Annotated in this window: 11 protein-coding genes; 5 read left to right on the forward strand and 6 right to left on the reverse strand. The window is 60.3% G+C overall.

The window, feature by feature from the left end; all coding sequences use genetic code 11:
- Positions 1-17: 17 nt before the first annotated feature.
- From NH398_RS08830 to tssI, 3 genes are read right to left on the reverse strand one after another with little or no spacing between them, the layout of a single operon-like run.
- On the reverse strand, positions 18-3,278 hold the full coding sequence (locus NH398_RS08830; protein ID WP_253017923.1) for a hypothetical protein: 3,261 nt from the start codon (positions 3,276-3,278) through the stop codon (positions 18-20).
- Positions 3,275-4,099, reverse strand: coding sequence for a DUF4123 domain-containing protein (locus tag NH398_RS08835; protein ID WP_253017925.1), 825 nt, complete (start codon positions 4,097-4,099; stop codon positions 3,275-3,277). Before NH398_RS08835 ends, NH398_RS08830 begins: the two co-directional genes overlap by 4 nt.
- Entirely contained in the window at positions 4,084-6,195 is a 2,112-nt protein-coding gene (gene tssI, locus NH398_RS08840; protein ID WP_253017927.1) for a type VI secretion system tip protein TssI/VgrG, read from the reverse strand. Before tssI ends, NH398_RS08835 begins: the two co-directional genes overlap by 16 nt.
- 235 nt (positions 6,196-6,430) lie before the next feature.
- Here tssI and NH398_RS08845 point away from each other — a divergent pair, with 235 nt between their 5' ends.
- On the forward strand, positions 6,431-7,144 hold the full coding sequence (locus tag NH398_RS08845; RefSeq protein ID WP_253018159.1) for a trimeric intracellular cation channel family protein: 714 nt from the start codon (positions 6,431-6,433) through the stop codon (positions 7,142-7,144).
- On the opposite strand, the gene NH398_RS08850 is transcribed toward NH398_RS08845, so the two are convergent.
- Complete coding sequence (locus NH398_RS08850; protein ID WP_253017929.1) at positions 7,141-10,089, reverse strand: hypothetical protein; 2,949 nt, start codon at positions 10,087-10,089, stop codon at positions 7,141-7,143. The genes NH398_RS08845 and NH398_RS08850 overlap by 4 nt on opposite strands.
- Positions 10,090-10,196: 107 nt before the next feature.
- On the opposite strand from NH398_RS08850, the gene NH398_RS08855 reads away from it, so the two are divergent.
- The 4 genes from NH398_RS08855 to NH398_RS08870 all read left to right on the forward strand — a co-directional run bounded on the left by NH398_RS08855 (position 10,197) and on the right by NH398_RS08870 (position 13,868).
- A complete protein-coding gene (locus tag NH398_RS08855) occupies positions 10,197-10,904 on the forward strand; it encodes a DUF3581 family protein (protein ID WP_159342868.1) in 708 nt (235 codons plus the stop codon).
- A 135-nt stretch (positions 10,905-11,039) separates the two neighbouring features.
- Positions 11,040-12,026 carry a TRAP transporter substrate-binding protein gene (locus tag NH398_RS08860; RefSeq protein WP_253017931.1) on the forward strand — a complete coding sequence of 329 codons (987 nt, stop codon included), beginning with the start codon at positions 11,040-11,042 and terminating at the stop codon, positions 12,024-12,026.
- Positions 12,027-12,069: 43 nt separating this feature from the next.
- Positions 12,070-12,606 carry a TRAP transporter small permease subunit gene (locus NH398_RS08865; RefSeq protein WP_253017933.1) on the forward strand — a complete coding sequence of 179 codons (537 nt, stop codon included), beginning with the start codon at positions 12,070-12,072 and terminating at the stop codon, positions 12,604-12,606.
- Positions 12,603-13,868 (forward strand): TRAP transporter large permease, encoded by a 1,266-nt coding sequence (locus tag NH398_RS08870; protein WP_253017935.1) that lies wholly within the window; start codon positions 12,603-12,605, stop codon positions 13,866-13,868. Before NH398_RS08865 ends, NH398_RS08870 begins: the two co-directional genes overlap by 4 nt.
- A gap of 18 nt (positions 13,869-13,886) precedes the next feature.
- Here NH398_RS08870 and NH398_RS08875 read toward each other — a convergent pair whose 3' ends face one another.
- Both NH398_RS08875 and NH398_RS08880 read right to left on the reverse strand, forming a co-directional pair.
- Entirely contained in the window at positions 13,887-14,765 is an 879-nt protein-coding gene (locus tag NH398_RS08875) for a transglutaminase family protein (RefSeq protein ID WP_159342864.1), read from the reverse strand.
- A complete protein-coding gene (locus tag NH398_RS08880) occupies positions 14,762-17,170 on the reverse strand; it encodes a circularly permuted type 2 ATP-grasp protein (RefSeq protein WP_159342863.1) in 2,409 nt (802 codons plus the stop codon). The genes NH398_RS08875 and NH398_RS08880 overlap by 4 nt, the downstream gene beginning before the upstream one ends.
- Positions 17,171-17,173: the final 3 nt, after the last annotated feature.

Consider the following 17,173-nt stretch of genomic DNA (forward strand, 5'->3'; position numbering starts at 1 on the left):
TTACATAGCGGCTTTAATTAGCTTGCACAGACTTCAGTGCCCAAGCCTGCAATATGGCGACGGTAATTACCTTTGGAAATAGTTACTTGACGATTACCTGTTCCTGAAACCTGATCCATAAACCGATCTAAGGCAAGCTTATGGTTATGGTAAGCGGTGTCTGGGTAATTATGCGGAGGCTGACCGTCGGCGGTCATCCTGACCACTGCTTTGGTAAATAGGTACTGCGAAGGGGTGGGGTCGTCGCGACTGAAGCGGCAAAGCGGGCCGTAAACACTCATGGTCACGCCTTCCACTATCCAGCCCAAGCAGTTGGCAATGGCCATCTGCTGAAAATCTAGTGCTTCCTGAGCGTTAAAGCGTTGGCTTCTGCCGGCACTCCTCCCCCTACCGGGCTCTTCTACTTCAAATGCCCGCGGCTCGCTAACGAGCAAGTAGAGCAAGGCCCCGAGCGAGTCAGGCGTGAGTTGTTGTACCCACGCTTTCATGTGTTCTAAGTCCTCCCCATCGCGCGTTGCAATCACATAAGCAATCGGCCCAGCATTTTGGCCGCCTGTCATGGCGTTGTAGAGTCGTTCAATACCGGCTTGTCCTCGTGCTGCCAGTAGGCCGACGTTCAGCAGGGTTGTGGTAGCGAGGTAGCCCAGCCAGCTCATGCTGTCGTAAGCGTCTTGATCGATCCACTCGGGCTTCACGTAGTTGTTGTCCACCATGGCCCGATGGAGCATGGCGAGCCACAGGTCTAGGCTATCGACATCCAGCTCTACCGAGAGCCCGCCCCCGGCGCCCTTGCCGATGACGACACGCGCGGCCATGCGCAACACGAACTTACCGTTCTGCATGCCCAGCGCAAAACCGAGTGTCCCCCCTAAGCCTGCTGCAAGCTCCACCGTCAGGGTGGCAGTGCCCAGATTGCGCCATCCAGTGAGTGACTGGTTGGGATTGGCCATGCTCAAGTCGGAGAGCGCTGCGCGGCCGGGGAGGATGCGTTCCAGGTTGGCGGGGGGCTCCCAGCTCAGCGAGCAACGTGTTTCGACGCCCAGCCGAGCACCCGCGAAGGCTTCGATGGTCGCGCCCTGGGCTTCCCGTTTTGCCCAGTCAATCCCGGTAATACTGAGCCCGTCTTCGCCAAGCGAAAAGCCTGTCTCGGTGGCCAGGGCCAAGCTGGCACCGGCAAAGCCTTTGGCTACGGCATCCACCACGACGACATAACGGCCCAGTTCACGCTGCTCGTTCACTTCAGGTAGGGTGGCAACGACTTGCTGGGCCTGCTCTTCACGGGGAAGCACTAGGCGCCCCAAGGGCAGCTCTCCCCGTGCCAAGCTGAAGGTACCCTTGGCCTCCCAGCGGTAGGCCACCGAGGCTGCCGTCTTGTTTGGGTCGCTCTCATCCAGTTGCCATTGGCCATTGGAGGGCCTTTTAATGGCTAGCTCATCGCGCCGCGTGGTAGAAAGCCCATTGCTGCCCCCACTGCTCATTTCAAGATCAGCGTCGAAGAAGGTGAGAGTGGGTTGCTGGGCGACGATCTCCCATGGCGTATCGCGTTCATCGTCACCCCGTGGCTCGTTAAGATCAAATCTGGCCATGCCGACTAGTCGCATCATTTGTGCCTGGGCGCTGGCATCGAACAGGCGTAGCTGTTCACGCCCTGGCCCCGTAAAGAGTACTTTCTGCAAGGCGGCTCCCCAGCCCTCCTTGCTGTCGCCGTTTAGGGAAGCGATGTCATGCCCTTGCTCCTCCAGGTACGCAAAAAAACGCTCGGGCTGGAAGAACCCCAATGGGTCATCGTGCCACTCACCTCGGTGCTCGATGGGTTCACACCCACGCCCAAGTAGCCACTGCGAAAGCGCCGTTTCTGGTGACTCCCATAGCTGAGCGGGCAGAACGCCATCCGCGTTCATCGCCGTGTCTAGCCGTTGCCGCTCGATGGGCGTCATGGTGGGCATCAATTGATACAGGCTGATGTGGCTGAGCGATTGGTCCGCCTGAGGAGAGCTGAACTCTCTTAAGGGGAAGTCACGACGCACCAGCAGTTCGATCTGACGCTTCTGGTAGCCCATGGCATGACGGTCATCGTCGAGATCGGTATGCCATACCAAAACGCGGCTGGGCTCCATTTTTTTGATGGCCGCATCCGCCTGTTGGAACAGCGTACCTAATGTCTCCTGAAGGCGCTCATAGCTTTGCCGCTCTTGCTCGAATAGAAAGATAGGCAGCTTGGCATGGCCAGCCGTGCCGCTTTCCCATTCGCTGAGTTTTTCTTCGACCGCACGGTGCAGCTCAACGCTGTGCTTCAGGGTGCGGCAGTAGGTATCGAAGGCACTCACGCCGTCTTCTAGCGGTGGTGCTCCATCATCCGCGAACGACAGCGCCAGTTCAGGCGTGGCAATCCCCAGGGAAGCGAGCGTTAAGATGCTATTGAGGTAGTCGGTGTATTTGCTTTCTTGCTGCGCTGACAACTGCTGTACGTAGCCTACGAAACGACACGCCTGCGCTGCCTCCTCAGGGGGCATGGATTCGCATAAGCCAATGAAGGTTTGATACTCGGCAAGCACCTCTTGTAGTGAAAAAGGGGTGGCCTCTCCTTCGCTACCAGGGTTGAAATGATATTCACGCTGCGCCGCAGCTCGGCACGTGCGGTAGGTTTCCAATGCTTCTGCAATCTCAGCTTCCCAAGGGCCATAATAGCGTTCGCCTTCTACGCTGTAGCCCGCTTCCTGAGCACGTTGCAAACCTGCTTGATAAAGGTCACTTAGCTCACTTTCCAGTCGCACCGCTTCCGAATTGGTTAGATGACGCGACAATTGATTCAGTAGTGCTGGCGTGGTCAACTGCCAAAGGCTTTCCAGAAAAGAGCGTTGGTGTGCGATTCGCTCCTCAAGTGTGGCTTCGTCATCGGTCGTGATGTCGATCAACTGCTCGAAACATGACTGGTAACGCGCTCGCTCACTCTCGTCGAGGAAATTTTCGGCTCTCGTCGGTAACAAGCACTCCATCAGACCCGCTTCATCATTGAGCAGGCGAAGTCGCTCGAATGCGTCCTCTTCTTGGGTCCAAGCCTTCAACTGCTCGGCGGCCTCCAGCAAAATGTCTGAGACCTCTTCTGTCAGCAGCCAAAAAGTATGGGTGCCGGGAAGGTACACAATATCGGCCCAGCATTTCTCCTGACACACATGCGTTGCGTTTTCACCAGCGCTTTCACCATCCGACGCGGGTGGTTCAAACACATTCACCACCACTGGGTCCAAATGGCGCTCTTGGGTTTGCTCGGCACTCATAACAGGCGCTCCAACTGCTGTACTTTTTGGCGTGTAGGAAGGTGGGTGTTGAGAATGATGTCTAACTGATCATGCAGCCTATCGCTTTCATCCGTCATCAGCGGTAGCAGGCGTTTCAAATGATCAGAGCGGCTGATGCCTGCGTTCACCAGGGTGTTCATGCGAGCCAGCCATATAGCGGGTAAAGAGGTGAGTGACGTCTCTGTCATGCGGCTCAGCCACCACGCTTGCTGGCTCTCCTTCAGTGCGGTTTCCATATCGCTCGTCAGTGCCCAGGTGGGGGTGGCAGGCTCTTTGGATGTGCCTGGCTGCCAGAGGAGCCATTGGCCCTGTGGCGTGGGAGTGGCCAACTGGCCCAGGAGTGACGAGCATTGGGCGTGGTAGGTTGGGGGGGCGCTGGCCAACAACGCACTCCACACGGCGGGCTGCTGAAGACTGATGAGCGATTTGCCACCCTGTGAGTCATCCAGCACGAATAACGTCTGAAGATAGTTGGCGAGACTGAGTAGTGTCTGGTCGGTGGCAGGCTGGCATACCCATCCCAGGCGCTGGTGGCAGAGGATTTGGGCATGCCGCCAAGCGGCACTGCCCACGCTGAGTTCTAGCAGCCAAGGGCTGGCGTCCAACAACGGCGATAAAGCGGTGCCTGCAAATAGGCTCGTAAAATCGCGTTTGCCTTCGCAGGCCAGCAGTGTTCGGCTTTGTTCGGGAGCACGCCGTTGATCGAGCACCATATAGGCGGTTTGGCTCGCCGTGAGGCTTCCCGTTAGCGTTTGGGCGTGGCGGGTACGTTCCGCCAGTTGGCTCAACCAGCGAGACATGGGCAATCCTCACGACTGCACTGAGTGTCATTAATCTTACCGCACAGCGGCATGATGGCCGCTTCGCTGAGTTGGTAATCCTTTAGCTTGGGTAGCGAGGTAGGCGGTATGGCCTCATGCACTTCCGCCACCGCCCGCCCCGGCAATAGCGGGCCTTCAACTGCCTGCCCGGATCCATTGCCAGGGCTGCCGCCTGCATTGATGCGTATTTTGGGGCCGACCATCGTCACGCCACCGCCATCTAGTTTGAGAAAACTGCCCCCTGCGTTCAGGGTGAGTTCGTTACCGGCTTCCAGCACAACCTTGTGGCCTGCCTTAATATGCAGTTCGCGGCCGCTTTCGCTTAGCCACGCTTGACCTGCCTTGATGTGCAGCGTGCCTTGTACCGTGAGGTGCTGCTGGCCTTCGGTGTGTTCAAAACGGTTGCCGTGCACCGTGTGGTGGTCGTCGTTACCGATCTCGCTGATGCGGTCGTTCTTGACCTTTAAAAAGCTGTCGTGGCGGATCTCTTCGGTGCGGTCGTTGAGGGTTAAAAGCTCTAAATCTTTCTGGGCGTGGAGCCAGATTTGCTCTTCGCCGGCTTCGTCTTCAAAGCGCAGTTCGTTGAAACCTTCGGCTTTGTGGCTCTGAGTGCGCAGTACCGTGCGGGTTTTATGTTCCGGCAGCGGGTACGGGGCGGTGTTCACCGCGTGGTAGGTGCGCCCGGTAACCAGCGGTTGGTCCGGGTCGCCTTCCAGGAATGAGACGATGACTTCGTGACCTATCCGAGGAATGGCGATACTGCCGTAGCCACCCCCTGCCCAGCCTTGGGCAACACGGACCCAACAGCTCGCGGTGTCGTTGGGTTCAGCGTAGCGGTCCCAGGGGAACTGGACCTTGACCCGGCCGTGCTCGTCGCAGTGGATCTCTTCACCTTCTGGGCCGACCACAAAGGCAACTTGCGGCCCATCGACGCGGGGCTTGGGATTGGGCGTGGCGCGCCAGGGGGTATCCCCAGGGATCAGCGTGACGTGGTTGTGATAGCGGGTCATTCCACTCGCGTCACCCTGAGCCTCTTTACCGACCAGCATCCCATCCCCTTCCAGGGCCTGGAGTTGCTCGCCGACGTGGCTGACTTCAATGGCCTGCCAGTCGCGGTTGAGGCTGTCGGTGTCGTGGTCGGTGAGGGTGAAGCGCACCCCAGGGGCGAGTTCAGGCAGGTCGCTTTCAGCGCTGGCCGTGATAGCTTCTCGACGGAGCTGTTCCAGGCGAATACGGGTAAAGGGCTTGCCGGAGGCATCCTGCTTGTAGCGGCCAGGGTAGTCGTAGTGTTCGTAATCGTCGCGCTGACCGTGGCTTTCTACCTCACGGCCCAGGTGCTCATGCAACTGGGCGTAGGCGGGGTTTTTGAAGCTGTAGTCCTTCAACGTTGCCGTGGCGGCGGCCACCCGGGCGGTCTGGCTGAGCTTGCGCACATGGCGCGTGGGGGCGGTGCCACCTGCACGGCTATGGTAAGTGCGCTCGCCGACGTTGGTCAGTACCTTAGGGTCATCGGCAAAGATTAAGCGGTGGGTGCCACCCTCTTTTTCCTCGCTTTTCTCATCAAACAGATGAAAGTAAAACAGGCCCTCTTCGGCGGCGAGGCGTTCGATAAAGGCGAGGTCGGTTTCCCGGTACTGCACGCAGTACTCGCGCTCGGCGAGTTCACGGGTGACGGCAAAGCTCACATCGGTAATGCCCCGCTCGTCGCACAGGGTATTAATGATGGTCAGCGGGTCGACTTTTTGGAAGATGCGCGAGTTTTGGCGCAGCGAAAGCCGCCATAACGCGGGGCGCAGCACCAGCGAGTAAAACGTGCGGCGGTGGCCTCGGTCGCCCCGGCCAAACTCGCTGATGATGCCGTGCACCCGGCGCAGGGGCTCGCCATCTTGCCAAATCGTGAGGCTTGCCTCGCGGTCGAGTAACTCGGCGGCATCGAGACTACCGTCGCGGCTGGCGAGGTTGAGTACCAGCTCGAAGGGCTGGGAGAGGGCTTCACGGTGGGTGAAGTCGACCACGGCGATCTCGTCAACGCCGGGTAGCGTCACGGTAAAGTGCAATCCGGTGCAGAGTGCCATGCCCCCTCCTGGGAAGTTTTCAATGCTCATGAGTACAAATGAGAAACGATCAGGGTAATCATCAGAATCGATACTGCAACCTGCCAAGGCGACAAAGCGGCAATGTCTTACAAGCCGTGTCGGCAATATCTTACAAAATTAGCGCTGGTTGATTAAAAAATGAGCAGATTTGGCACGGTGGGTTTGGCCAGAAGTGGTAATCTTCGCCTCTTATGGCGATGAAAAGGAGAGCCGCGTGTCGGGTGTGATTTATTGGTTGGATATGGCGGGGGTGATTGTGTTTGCCCTGTCGGGCGTGATTTTGGCCTGCCGCTCGCGGATGGACCCTTTCGGTATGCTGGTGCTGGCGGCGGTGACGGGCATTGGGGGCGGTACGCTGCGTGATTTGGTGCTGGGCGTGCGGCCTGTGTTCTGGGTGACCGACCCGACTTATCTCTGGGTGATCTTGGCCACGGTGGGCGTGTCGCTGGTGGGGTTTCACTATATTCATCGTCTTTCCAGGGGCTTTTTGCCAGTAGCCGACGCCTTTGGGCTGGCGCTATTTACCGTGATCGGCACGCACAAAGCGCTGCTGCTGGGTACCTCTGGCGTGGTGGCAGTACTGATGGGCATGATGACCGGCGTGGCGGGCGGCATGATTCGCGATGTACTGGCCCAGCGGGTGCCGATGGTGCTGCGCGAAGAGATTTATGCCACCGCCGCCATGGCGGGCGGGATTGTCTATGTTGCGCTGCAGGCGCTCGATGCGCCGCTAACATTCGCCATTGCCGCCTCATTGAGCGTGACGCTAGGCCTGCGATTAGCGGCGATTCATTGGCACTTGGCCCTGCCGGTGTTTGCCTGGGTCACGGTGCCGCCTAAACACCAAGACGCCAACGCGCCACTGTCTACACCGCAAAAAGCCAAAGAGCGCGTGCGTATGATTCGTCGAGAACGCACGCGCCGCTAAGGCCTTGGAAAGCGCTGGGCCTCTCGCCAGCGGTCAAACCAGCGCTTAGGCTGGAGTACGCGCAGGGCCGGTTCGCTGTCATTCAGCTCCACGCCGAGGCCCACGGCACCCAGCCGCGCATAGAGCGCGCCGTTGGCTTGGCCGTCCGCTAAGGTCACATCGGAAAGCAGAAGCAGCGGGCCGCCTGTGAGTGTGAGGTCATGCAGGTGTATTTGCTCGCCGCTTACTGTGAGCATGGCGTGCCCGTTGATGTCATGCACGTTTAAAAGCCTGCCCAGCCAGTCGCTCTCCCGGGCACGGGCGAGAAATAGCCGTGCCAGCAGCCCAGTATCGCGCATGCCTAACCGTAGCTGGCTGGTGAGTTGTATCGGGTCACCCCAGTTGAGTTGCGCTTCTTCCATGGTGAGCTGCACCCACCAGCCTGCGTCCTGAGTGCCGTCGTCGCTTCGGCGAAAGACGTTTTCCAGGCGGAGGTAGGAGTCATTGGCGACAAAGCGGCGCGTCTCGATATCGCCCTCGGTGAGCTGTAAGTGCAGCGTCACATCGCCCTTTAGGCGCTGCTCCAGTAGCGCCATCTCGGTTTCGAAAGCGCGCAGCGTGATATCACCTTGGGCACGTAGCCCCTCTAGCAGCCATTCGCTGGTTAGGCTGGCGTTGCCGGAGAGTAGCTCAACCCCTGCATCTTCTGGCAGGTAGCGATTGTAGCGGGCAATGTCCGGCACCTCGGTAATTGGCAGCGCAACGCGGGTAGTGAAGTGTTCGGGAGCGGGGGCGTCGAGTACATCGCTAAAGCGATCGGTTTGAGTGGTGAGCGCAAAATGGCGGCCTTCCAGATGCGGGCGGTCATCATCTTGCCGACGTAGGGCGAACTGTGGAATGCCCAGCGAAAGCTGTGCTTGCTCGGGGCTATCTAGCTGGGCGGTGAGCTCGCCGCGCCCGGTGGCTAAGTAGTCGAGAAACGTCACTTCCAACTGGTTAGCATTGACCCGCAGCCGCGTAGGGGCTTGCAGCGTGTCGTCTATAAACGCGCCCTGTAAAAAAAGCTGACCGTTGCCGGAAAGCGATACGCCGTGGGCATCCGGTAAAAACGTGTTGAGAAACTCCAGTCGCTGCACGCTGCCCTCCAGCGTGAACTGCCCGCTTGGGGTGGCGTTTTGGCGCTGAAAGCGACCGTCGCGCAGCACCAGCGTGCTCTCCAGCGCTTCGCCGGGACGTTGCGGGTCGGCCACCTGCCAGCTTAACCGCGAGCCGCTGATGTCCAGCGCTGTGCCATCCAGCGCCGCTTGGTTGATGGTCAGCGCAAGCTGCGTATCGCTCACCAACGTGCCGCTCTGCTCGCTTCGTTGCCAGCCGGTGGTCAGCGCGTTGCCAGCTAAATAAAGCTCTCCACTCAGTTGCTCGGTCGTGAAGCGAAGCTGACCGTGGCTGGTGGCTGAGCCGCTGTTTAACGTTAGCGGAGAAGGGCTGGGCAACACCGCCGCAAGGTAGGGTTGTAGCGCTTGGATATTGGGCAGCGTTGCTTCTTCCCAGCTCAGTTGCGCCGTGGCGCTTTGTTGTGCCTGTTCGGGGTCGAGGGGGCTTTGTGCGGCTAGCGTGAGCGCTGCGTTCGCCAGTAAGGTTCGCTCCTGATGGCGCAGCGTGGCGTCTGTGAAGGCCAGCGTTGCCGCTACTTGCTCATCGGGGGAGAGCGTCGCGTCGAGCGTACCGCTGCCTTGCGCGGTGAGTTCAAGCAGCTCTGCGCCTAGCGTGGGGGCTTGAACGGTCAGCGATGCTTCATAAGGGCGCGCATCCCGCAGCGTCGCGCTCGCGGTGATGCTCCCCTGGCCGGATAGCCGAATCCCTTGGCCATCGAAGGCCGTTGCGAGATAGCGGTCAAGCATGTTCAGGCGCGTTACCTCGCCCGATAGCTCAAGTGAGGCGCCAGTGGGCAAGTCGAGCTGATCCAGGCGCTGGTTGGGGATGTGTGTAGAAAGGGCGAGCCGTGTGTTTGTAGCGTAGGGGTGCGTGTCGGCTAGCGTGACGTCTTCCAATTGAGTAGCGAAGCGCAGTTGCCTATCTTCCACGGCGAGCCTGACGCGCCCCTGGCCCGTGGCGGTATGCGGCGGCGGTGTGTCATCCGCTACCAGCCAGCGGCGCGTGTTATCGGTACTCCTCAAGCGCTGCTCATCGAGAGCGAGCGCAAGCTCGGGGGCTGCTAACGTGAGCTCGCTGCCCGGCTGTAGTTGGCCCTCGGCAAGCGCTAGCTCACCTTCCAACACGCCGTTGCCTGCCAAGCTTAGCCAAGGCAGTGCCTCTAAGTAAGGCATGAACACGTCCCAGGCATCCGCTTGAGCCGTGATGGCAAGCTGGGCGGTGAGGGCGTCGAGCAGCGCCTCCGTCAGCGCATCGTTACTTTGCTGGGTGGAAAGTGAGTCCAGTGACGCCGTACTGCGTAGCTGAATATCCTGCACCAGCGTGGTTTGATCGCTCAAGCGGACGAGGCGGCCTTGGGTGATGTCCAAACCTACATAAGGCACGCTAAGGGTCTCTTGGCTGAACTGGGTATCCTCGACCTTCAGCTGGCCCTCTGCCTCCAGGGCAATGTCCCCGACGGTAAAGCGGCGAATGCCGTTCGCTTCCAGTGCTTGGATATGTAGCTCTCCGCGCAGCAGGGCAAGCAGCGATAGCGACAGGGTGGCTTGGCTGGCCTCGACGGTAATCGGTAGCGCTTCGTCTTCCCGGGCTAGGTAGAGGTTGTCGACCTCCCAACGCCCTGGGTGAAGGCTCTGGGCGTTAGACCAGCGCACCTCGACCCCTTCGATGGTGGAGATTCGATGCGGCAGCCACTGGCTGTTGAGAAGCCAGTGGCTGCCGATCAGCCAGATCAGCACGAGCGCTAGCGCGCCAAACAGCAGGGCGATGAGAAGGCGAAAACGGCGTGGAGTAGCGGGCGTGTCACTCGTCATACGGGCTTCCTAGCAGATGACTCCTGTTGGCGCGTGTTTTATGGCATTATGCGCGACGTGGGGCAGTTATGGGTTTTCGATTTCAACGCTAGGCAGGCAGCAAAGCCATGTTCAAGGATTTTTACGCGCAGCGCGGAGAGTATGTGGTGATCTCCGCTGAGCAGGCCAGCCGCTTCGCTAAAGGCGTGGCCGGCGACTACAACCCGATTCACAACCCGGATGCGCGGCGTTTCTGCGTCCCCGGCGACCTGCTGTTTACGCTGGTACTGGTGAAGTTCGGGCTGTCGCGACAAATGGAATTTCGCTTCACCAATATGGTGGGGGCCGATACACCCATCAAGTTCAGTGAAACCGAGAACGGGGATATCCACGTCTGTGACGACAGTGGAAAGTGCTACTTACAGGTTGTTCGTAGTGGCGAGATGACCCGCGATGAAGCGGTGGTAGAAGGGTTTGCCCGCTGCTACGTAGCGTTTTCGGGTAAGAACTTCCCCCACTATCTCAAACCGCTTATGGAGCAGCATGGGGTGATGTTCAACCCCAAACGTCCGTTAGTGATTTACGACAGCATGGGGTTCTGCCTGGAGCGTTTGGATGGCTTCTCGCCGAACTTGGCGCTCACACAATCCTCGTTAGACGTACAAGGCAAGCGTGCCGATGCCTTGTTGGAGTTTTCCATCGAGTCTGCCGGTGAATCGGTCGGCGTGGGCTCGAAGAAGCTCGTGGTGAGCGGGCTGTGTGACTACGATGCCACCGAAATGGCGGCCATCGTCGACGAGTTTTATCGCTTGAAAGCCGCCTACGAAGCTGCCTAAGTAGCCGACCGCGCTACGCTGCGTTAGCGCAATGGCGGGTGCCATAAACGCCATCGCTAAGGTATTCTCAAAGCCGCTAATTAAAAAAACACCCAAAGCGCCGTATGGCGCTTTGGCTGGACAACGAGGCTTTGCATGAACCGAATGAAAACGCTGACGTTTGCCTGCGCCGCAGCCGCTCTGGCCGTTTCTTCCGTTAGCGCCCAGGCGCGTGATTTCCGTTTGGGGCTGATTACCCCCGCCCAGCATCTGTGGTCTACCGAAGCCGAAGCGTTTGCCCAAACGCTGAGCGAGCGCTCAGGCGGTGAGCATAGCGTAAGCGTGTTTCCTGCTCAGCAGTTAGGTAACGAAGCGCAGATGGTGCAGCAGCTGCAAACCGGCGCGTTGGACATGGCCTTTCTGACCATTGCCGAAATCTCCAACCGCATTCCTGATTTTGGCGCGCTCTACGCCCCGTATCTGGTGGACGACGTGAATCACGCGGCGCGCCTGCTGCGCTCCGATGCCGCCGGAGAGCTGCTGGACCTGATGCCGGAAGGTGTCGGCTTGGTCGGTGTGGGTTACGGCATGGTAGGCATGCGCCAAGTATTGAGCCGCAGCCCCATCGAGAGCGCTGACGATCTGCAAGGTCAGCGGCTGCGTATTACGCCCTTCGAGCCGATCCGCGACTTCTACACCGCGACTGGCGCTGCCCCTGCGCCTATGCCGCTGTTGGAAGTCTACGATGCCCTCGCCAATGGGCAGGTCGACGCCATCGACATGGACTTCGATTCCATTCTGATTCTGAAATTCTACGAGCAGGCGAATAACCTGCTGATCTCCAACCATATGATGTTCCCGATGGTGGGGGTGGTGTCTGGGCGCGTCTGGCGCGAGCTCTCTGAAGAAGATCGTGAGTTGATCGATACCGCCATGGCCGAACACCTGGAGAACGTGCTGACGGGGTTCGAAGAGATGGACGCCGCTCAGGAAGAGGAGATTCGCGGGTTGGACATCAATATCGTCGAAGCCGATGCCGAGTTCTTCTCCGAGGCGATTGCCGAGTGGGAACGTATTTGGGCACCCAAAGCGCCCATGCTGGAAACCCTGCGCGCCGAGGCGGACCGCCTGCGCGACGAGTAATCCTTAACGTCAAACAAGCCGTTGATAAAGGCCTTTAATCATCATGTTGCAACGCCTGTCCAACGGGCTGGCCCGCTGTGAAGAGATCACCGCCGCTGTCTTGGCAGCGGCGGTGACGTGTTTGATCCTTACGAACATCGCCTTTCGCGCGCTGGGCAGCCCGCTTTACTGGGTCAGTGAACTGGCGATCTACGCCATGATCTGGATGACGTTTTTGATTGCCGGGGCGGTGCTGAAACGCCGCCAGGGCATCGCGGTGACGCTGTTGAGCGACCTGCTGCCGCCAACGGGGAGAAAGCTGGTTGGCGTGGCGGTGGATGCCATGGTGCTGCTGTTCGCCCTGCTGCTGGTATGGCTTTGCTGGCGCTGGTACCAGCCGCTGACGCTGGCCCAAACCGGCTTCGATACGCGAGCCTTCCAGGGGCAAACGTTCAATTTCATCTATGCGGAAAACACCTCCACGCTGGGCATCAAGAAGTTCTGGGCGTGGCTGATCGTGCCCTGGTTTGCGCTCTCGCTGAGCCTACACGGCGTGTCGAATTTGGTGCAATCGCTAACGGCCATGAGGGGGCGCGTATGACAGTCGTGGTGTTTCTGTTGCTGTTACTGGGGGCGGTCCCCATTGCTTTGGTGCTAGCGCTCACGGCGATGTGGTACATCCAAGCTTCCGGCAATACGGTGCTATTCGACTCCTATCCGCAGCAGTTGTTTAGTGCCATTGAAAGCTACGGCCTGTTGGCGATCCCGCTGTTCATGCTGGCCGGGGAGTTGATGAACGAGGGCGGACTCACCAAGCGCTTGATTGCCCTCGCGCGGATTCTGGTGGGAGGCTTTCGCGGTGGCTTGGCCTATATCAACTTGGTGGCCAACATGATGATGGCGGCGATCATTGGGTCGGCGGCGTCACAAATCGCCATCATGTCCCGTGCCATGGTGCCTGCGATGGAGGAGGAGGGGTATGACACGCCCTACAGCGCGGCGATTACGGCGGCGGGCGGGCTGCTGTCGCCGATCATTCCGCCCTCCATGCTGTTCGTGCTGTTTGGTGTGATGGCCCAAGTACCCATTGCGGAGATGTTTATCGCCGGGCTACTGCCGGGGCTGTTATTGGGCGCGAGCTTTTTTATAGTCATCGCTCTGGTGGGGCTGGTGCAGCAATACCCGAAAGGGCAGTGGCCCAGTCGGCAACAGGCGCTGCACGATGCGCTATGGGGGATGCCTGCACTGCTGATTCCGGTAATTATCATCGGCGGCATTCTGCTGGGCATTGCCACGCCCACGGAGTCGGCGGCGCTGGCCTCGCTGGCGGCGCTGTTAATGGGACGCTTTGTGTATGGCGATCTGCGTTTGAGTCAGCTTCCTCAGGTGCTCACGCGCACGGCGATCAATGCCGGACTGGTGATCATGTTGATTGCCGCAGCGGGCGTGTTTGGCTGGGTGGTGATTTACGAGCAGCTACCGCAAATGGCCGCTGAATGGATTGCCGCGCTGACCAGCAGCCCGTTTCTCTTTCTGCTGTTGGTGATTGGGGCGCTACTTCTGGTGGGAATGGTGATCGATGGCATTGCCGCGCTGATTTTGGTGGTGCCCATTTTGATGCCCATCGCCCAGAGTCAGTTTGCCATCAGCCCCTATCAGTTTGGCGTGGTGGTCTGCTTGACGCTGGTGATGGGCTTGCTGACGCCCCCGGTGGGGGCTGGGCTATTCATTGCGTCCTCCATGACCGGCGCGCCGCCGCTGAAAATTTTCCGAGCGCTGCTGCCTTTTCTATTGGCGACGCTGGTCACGCTGGTGCTGCTGGCGTGGTTGCCGTGGTTAACCAACGGGTTGATTCAACGGTGAACGTTCCACGGGCGCGGCTCAGGCCGCGCTGTTGTCGGTGAGGGGCATGACGTCCACCTCCACCTCTAGACGGTGGTCGCCGCCGCCGTTCATCACGCCTTTGAGCGGTGCTACGTCCGCGTAATCGCGACCCCACGCCAGCACCGGATGCTGTTCTCCGGCCACCGTGCCGTTGGTCGGGTCCAGCGCCAGCCAGCCCCAGTCGGGAATCCATGCGGCCAGCCACGCGTGGGAGGCATCGGCACCTATCAGCCGTGGCTGCCCAGGCGGCGGCTGAGTTTCCAAATAGCCGCTCACGTAGCGTGCCGCCAAGCCGACCGAGCGCAGTGCACCAATGGCCAGGTGGGCGAAGTCTTGGCAAACCCCCCGTCGGTTGGCCAGCACCTCGCTGAGTGGTGTCGCCAGGGTGGTGAAGCTGGGGTCGTAGTCGAAGGTGTCGTAAATCAATTGGTTGAGCGCCAGCGCGGCATCGACGAGCGGGCGGCCGGGCGTGAAACAGCTGCGGGCAAACGCCGCCAGCTCGTCGTTACGACGAATGAACGGCGAGTCGAGCCGGTAGAGCTGCCGATCGAAGCGGCTGTCTTTGCTCAGCTGGTCGGCTACACGCTCCCACGCTGGCGAGCTGCCTGGCAGTGGCCCCAGAGGTTGGGTGTTGAGCGGCGTCACGACGGTCACGTCCAGCGTTTGGTGCACGTCCTCTAGTGCGAAGTAGAGCACGCGGTTGCCAAACACATCGCGCCGCTCGGCCTGCACCTGGGGCTCGGGGCTGATGGTAAGCGTGGATGCACCGCACTGCTGGTGCTGGGTTTTGCGCGGCAGCACGCGTGCCTCGCTATGGCAGAGCGTCACCGGCGCGCTGTAGTGGTAGCGTGTGGTGTGCCGCAGCGTGTAATTCATTCGTCGGGCTCCATGCTGACAAGTTGGCGCGGCCGCTCCACGTGGCTAAAGTGGCTGTGGCTAATGGCATCGGAGAGCGCGTTGAGCGGGGCAATCAGCTCGTCCAGCAGTTGCTCCAGCGCGGCCTGTGCATCCGGGGTATCGGCCAAGTGGCTGATCCGGTCGATATCGGCGAGATGCAGCGCGGCGTTGGCTTGAATGAGCAAGCGCCGTTCGGCATTCCGGTAGGGCGATGAGCTGCCGGGCAGTCGGTCCATCTGCCGCTCCAAGCGCTTGAGCATATAGCCCACCGAGCGCGGGTTGGTCTCATCGAACAGCAGCAGATCAAGAATCGCTTCTGGGTGCAGCTCGCTGCGGTAGCGCCGCCGGTAGGCGGTAAAGTTATCGGTGGTGGCAAGCACCACTTCCCATAGCGCCAGCCCCGGCGAGTGGGGCGCGTTGAGGGTGAGTTTGAGCAGCGACAGCAGCCCCAGCACGCGATCCAGGAAGCGGCCGATATCCATGAAGCGCCAGCCGTAGTGGTGGGGCATGGTTTCGTTACACAAGCCAAAGAACGCAGCGATCTGCGCGGAAAGCCCTTCGCAGGCGCGGCGTGCGGCGCTGGCGCCGAGGCTTGGATTGAACGTATCCACCCGCTGGCGCAGTTGGTGAACGACTCGCCAGGAGTCATCTCCCAGGTGGTCGCGAACGCTGCGGGCATTGCGCAGCATGTTCGCAAAGAGCGGCTGCAGGGCTTGAGGGTCGCGTTCATCGAACTGGGCCAACAGCGCCGTGCGTTTTTGTGCAAAGCCGACGAGCGGCGGTTTGGCATCCTCACCATCACGATGGAGCGTGGTGATGTCGAGGGCTAGCAGCAGCTCATCCAGCAGTTGGTCTGCGATTTCGTCCTGATCGTACTCCATCAGCCGCATCAGCGCTTCACGCAGCAAGCGGGCGCGCGCATCCAAGCGCTCGCCGTAGCGACCCAGCCAAAACAGGCTTTCCGCCACTCGGCTGGGCAGGTCGGTGCCATCGCGGGTGGCGACCACCGGGCCACGCGCTTGGCGTAGCTGGCTGACATGGGGTTGGGGCGTATTTGCGGTCACCCACACATCTTTGACGATCGGGCTGCTCAGTGATGGAGACCCCGGCGTACCCACCCACGCAAGCCCGCCTGGCATGACGTGGTAGTCGCTGGGCTGCTGGCGCTGTGTCGCGACGCTGCCCGGCATCCGCGAGACGAAGCAGCGTAGGTTGAGCGTCGCTGGGGATAACCGCTGCATATGGGCATCGAACACCGGTGCCGTGGCCGGTCGAGTGCTCGTGTCGGCATTGGGCAGCAGCAGCTCTTCGCCCAGCACATGCTGGCAAAGGGCAGGCAGGTAGTCTGCCAGCTCGGCCATCTCCAGCACTCCCACGCCTAGCGCATTCGACATGGCCACACCGCTGGCGCGGGTCGCTTGTAGCAGCCCCGGCACGCCCAGTTGCGAGTCACCGCGCAGCTCCAGCGGGTCGCAGTAAGCGTCGTCGCAGTGGCGCAGCACCACATCCACGGGCTGCAATCCCCCTAAAGTGCGCAGCCATAGCTGACTATCGCGCACGACCATGTCTTGCCCTTCGGCGAGGTCGATGTTCAGGTAGTTCGCCAGATACGCGTGCTCGAAGTAGCGTGGGCTGCCAGGACCGGGGGTGAGCAGCACGATCGTTGGGTTATCGCGGTGCTGGTAGGCCAGCGCGGTCAGGGTGCGGTGGTACTTGTCCAAGAAGCCGGCCAACCGCTTGAGCGGCGCGTTGCGGTACATCTCCGGCAGCGCGCGGGCCATCAAGATCCGGTTTTCCAGCGCGAACCCGGTGCCCGAAGGGGCCTGCAGGCGATCCCCGATCACCCGCCACTGGCCGTCGGTATCTTGGATAACGTCAATGCCATGAAAGCTGATCGCGGGGCGGTCGCTGGGTTGCGAACCGTGGCAAGGCAGCAAAAAGTGGGGAGAAGCGAGAATGGCCTGGGTCGGTAGTAGCCCCGCGTCGACCAGTTTGCGCGGGCCATACAGGTCATCGTAGAGCGCATTGAACAGGCGCGTGCGCTGCATCAATCCGACTTCTAGCGCTTGCCACTGCACTTGATCGATCACCCAGGGGAGCGGGTCGAGCCGCCAGGAGCGGCCCTGGGTATCTTCGTGCATATTGAAAATCACGCCGTTTTCCGCCAGCAGGCGCTGAATCTCTTCGTGCTGCTGGTAGCGGCCATCCGCGCCGAGTGTTTCCAGGGCGTTGAGCAAGCTCTGCCAGCCGGGGCGCAGTTGCCCCTGCCGATCGAGCATCGCATCAAACGTGCCGGGCTGTCCCTTGCCTAGCTGATTCGAGTAATCCTCAACGAGCCCGGCAGCGCCGAGCTCGAGCAGTGAGGGAGAGACAGGGGCGGTCATGAT

This window comes from Halomonas sp. CnH100-B (assembly GCF_024124605.1).
Classification (GTDB): Bacteria; Pseudomonadota; Gammaproteobacteria; order Pseudomonadales; family Halomonadaceae; genus Vreelandella.